We start from the raw sequence: 3,105 nt of genomic DNA, 5'->3' as shown, positions 1-3,105 counted from the left end.
TCCGAAGCGGCGTTGCGGCGCCAGCTTAACAGCATCAAGCGCGACCAATTCCCCTGGATGCTGGAAGTCACCAAGAACGCGCCGCAGATGGCCATCATGCAGTTGGGACGGGCCTTCGAGAACTTCTTTGCAGGCCGCGCCCGTTACCCGAGGTTTCGCAGGAAAGGACAGGATGACCGCTTCACCCTGAGCAACGATCAGTTCCTAATCGAGGGTCGGCATATCCGCATCCCGAAGCTGGGATGGGTCCGCATGTGGGAGGCGTTGCGCTACGCGGGCAAGGTCGTGTCGGCTTCGGTCGCACGCGTCGCCGACCACTGGTATGCCAGCATTACCGTAGACACGTCCGATTCATCTCTGCCGCCAGCCGATAACCAAAGCGCGGTCGGGGTGGACCTGGGCGTCACGGCACTGGCCACCCTGTCGACTGGAGAAACGTTTCAGGGTCCGAAGCCGTTGCGTAGCTTGCTGGTACGGTTGCGGCGACTGTCACGTGCCCTGTCCCGTAAAGTCAAAGGGTCGCGTAATTGCGGCAGGGCGAAGCTGAAACTGGCGAGGCTGCACGCACGAATCGCAAACATTCGCCGCGACAGCCTGCATAAGCTGAGCACCAGCATCACGCGCTGCTTTCACACGATCGGCATCGAGGATCTGAACGTCAAGGGCATGCTGGGCAACCGGCACTTGGCGCGAGCCATTGCCGACATGGGCTTTTATGAACTACGCCGCCAGCTCGAGTACAAGGCGGCCTGGCGTGGCGGGCAGGTCGTACTGGTCGATCGCTGGTTCCCGAGTAGCAAGTTGTGTTCGTGTTGTGCGTATCGGTTGGAATCGCTCGGCCTGGAGATGCGGCACTGGAGCTGCCCAGGTTGCGGGGCGTTGAACAATCGCGATGTGAACGCGGCGATCAATCTGAGAAATGTGGCGGTCAGTTCGACCGCATCGGCCTGTGGAGGGGAAGGCGCTGGCCCTGTGCGCGAGCGCAGGGTGAAACCGGCCCCGGCGAAGCAGGAATTTAACGGCAAAGTTAACTATGGCTAACTTTGCGTAAGTTTGAAAGAACGGAGGTCTATCATGAACCTGATCAGAAGAAGCACGACACCGCTTTCCTCGTACCGTTCCGGCGGCATGGAGGACCAGTTCGGCCGCATGTTCGAGAACATGTTCCAGGATTTCTTTGCCCCGCTCACCCAGGGCCGCTGGTCCGGCGAGGATGTCGGCTTGCCGCGCCTGGACGTCACCGAGACGGAACAAACGTTCGAGGTGAAGGCCGAGATGCCGGGCGTCAAGAAGGAGGATGTGAACGTCTCGATCGATGGCCAACGCGTCACCATCGAGGGCGAGTGTCAGCAGGCAAACGAACAGCGCCAGGGCGAACAGGTGGTGTATTCTGAGCGCTCGACACGCAAGTACCAGCGCAGCTTCACGCTGCCCACCGAAGTCGACGACACGAGTGCCCAGGCGCGACTCGAGGACGGCGTGCTGATGCTGTCGTTGCCCAAGAAACAGGGCGGCACGGCACGCAAGCTGACGATCCAGTAAGCCGCCGGGCACACGCGGCGCGTGCGGCGGCGGCGGGCGCGCCGTCACGAACGAAACGGTAACGGAAGCAGTGCATCATGGCCGACACCCGTCATTTCAAGAACCGCACCGAGGCGGGCCGCCTGCTGGCCAAGCGGCTGTCCGCCTGGGCCGGACGGCCCGATGCCATCGTGCTGGCCCTGCCGCGCGGCGGCGTGCCGGTCGGATACGCCGTCGCGCAACGCCTCGGCATCGACCTCGACATCCTCATCGTGCGCAAGCTCGGCATGCCGGGCCACGAGGAATTCGCGATGGGCGCGGTGGGCAGCGGCGGCGTACGCGTGCTCCAGCCCGGCGTGCCCGGCCTGATGGGCGTCACCGCGGAAGTCGTGGAACAGGTCGCGGCGCGCGAACTGGCCGAACTGCAGCGGCGCGAGCGCGCCTACCGCGGCGGGCGGCCGCCGCTCGACCTCGCGGGCCGCTGCGCGATCCTCGTCGACGACGGCGTCGCCACGGGTTCCACGATGCAGGCCGCGATCGAGGTCGCGCGCCACCTGGGGCCGCACGAGCTGATACTGGCGATTCCCGTCGCGCCGCCGGACACGGCGGCCGCGCTCGCGCCGCGCGTCGATGAACTGGTTTGCCTGTCGACCCCGCTCAACTTCCGCGCGGTCGGCCAGTGGTACGACACGTTCGACCAGACGGGCGACGAGGAAGTGCAGGATTTGCTGGCCACCGCCTGGCATGACCAGGTGGCCAGGGCCAGACCAACCGGAGGAGCGAATCATGAGACAGCAGACAGACACAGGCTTTGACATCGCGAAATGGCTGGGCGGAGCCGCCGCCGGCGCCCTGTTGATGTACATGCTCGACCCGGACCGCGGCAGCGCGCGGCGCGCCCAGTCGGCCGCGGCCGTACGCAATGCCGGGTCCCGTACGACGAGTGCGCTGGGCAATGTCTGGCACGGGGCGGGCGAGCGGATCGGCGCCATCAGCGACGAGCTGCGCAACAGCGCTGCCGACATCGCGGAGCGCATCCGGCCGGACGGCGCGGCGCACACGGGCTCGACCCTCGAGCGCATGGGCCGCGCGGCCGGTGCGGCGCTCGACGCCGGCATCGACAAGGCGAAGGACACGATGTCCCGGGCCGGCGACGCCGTCGAATCGGGCGTGGACAAGGCGAAAAGCGCCACCTATTCCAGGACATACGGCGCCAGTGGCCTGCGGGCGCGCGTGCGCGGCACGCTGCAGGGCCCGGGCGGCGAATGGACGCCCACCGCGCGCAATTCGGCACTCGCCGGCGGCGGCCTGCTGGCCCTGTATGCGCTGACCAAACGCTCGCCGCTGGCGCTGCTGCTCGGCCTGGGCGGCGCCCTGCTGCTGGCGCGCGGCGCGGCCGGCCGGCCCGTGATGGATATGCTGAGAAACCGGACCCGCAGCTTCTCCACGGACCAGACGATCGATTTCAGCAAGTCGATCCATATCGACGCCGCGCCCGACGAGGTGTACGACCTGTGGACCAATTACGAGAACTTTCCTCAATTCATGTCGCACGTGGTGGAAGTGCGCGATCTCGGGCACGGC

At 66.2% G+C, this 3,105-nt stretch carries 4 protein-coding genes; all 4 read left to right on the top strand.

From position 1 onward, the window contains the following. The coding region (locus tag AC1DYX_RS29830; RefSeq protein ID WP_477265636.1) for an RNA-guided endonuclease InsQ/TnpB family protein at positions 1 to 1,041 on the top strand (1,041 nt) is incomplete at its 5' end. Positions 1,042 to 1,074: 33 nt separating this feature from the next. Next, on the top strand, positions 1,075 to 1,542 hold the full coding sequence (locus tag AC1DYX_RS29825) for an Hsp20/alpha crystallin family protein (protein WP_477265634.1): 468 nt from the start codon (positions 1,075 to 1,077) through the stop codon (positions 1,540 to 1,542). Between the two features lie 77 nt (positions 1,543 to 1,619). Beyond that, a complete protein-coding gene (locus AC1DYX_RS29820; RefSeq protein WP_477265633.1) occupies positions 1,620 to 2,336 on the top strand; it encodes a phosphoribosyltransferase in 717 nt (238 codons plus the stop codon). Next, a partial coding sequence (locus tag AC1DYX_RS29815) for an SRPBCC family protein (protein WP_477265631.1) occupies positions 2,308 to 3,105 on the top strand: 798 nt, incomplete at its 3' end. The genes AC1DYX_RS29820 and AC1DYX_RS29815, both read left to right, overlap by 29 nt.

The organism is Massilia sp. P2_C2, assembly GCF_056404615.1.
The sequence above is the reverse complement of the archived record's forward strand: the minus strand, read 5'-3'. Positions and strand labels throughout refer to the sequence as shown.

Coding starts and splice junctions, on each gene's coding strand:
- AC1DYX_RS29825 (WP_477265634.1), top strand. CDS start 1,075: ATGAACCTGATCAGAAGAAGCACGACACCGCTTTCCTCGTACCGTTCC.
- AC1DYX_RS29820 (WP_477265633.1), top strand. CDS start 1,620: ATGGCCGACACCCGTCATTTCAAGAACCGCACCGAGGCGGGCCGCCTG.